Here is a 254-nt window from a genome sequence, read left to right as displayed (position 1 = left end):
GATTATTGAGCGTCTGCCATTGCTGTTTTCTGTTGCATCGATATTGCTTTTATATATGGTCGTGCCGAATAAGAAAGTGCATTTTTTACATGCCTTATTGGGGGCCATTGTTGCGGCGGTATTATTTGAAGCGGGTAAAAAAGGCTTTGCGTTTTACGTGACTCAATTTCCGAGTTATGAAGCCATATATGGTGCGCTGGCAGTGATCCCTATTTTGTTTGTATGGGTGTATTTATCGTGGATTATTGTATTAC

Annotated in this window: 1 protein-coding gene; it reads left to right on the top strand. The window is 40.2% G+C overall.

Annotated elements, in window-relative coordinates:
* The coding region (locus AAEY78_RS14065; protein WP_352340008.1) for a YihY family inner membrane protein at positions 1-254 on the top strand (254 nt) is incomplete at both ends.

This window comes from Psychrobacter sp. 16-MNA-CIBAN-0192 (assembly GCF_040309565.1).
Classification (GTDB): domain Bacteria; phylum Pseudomonadota; class Gammaproteobacteria; order Pseudomonadales; family Moraxellaceae; genus Psychrobacter.
The sequence above is the reverse complement of the archived record's forward strand: the minus strand, read 5'-3'. Positions and strand labels throughout refer to the sequence as shown.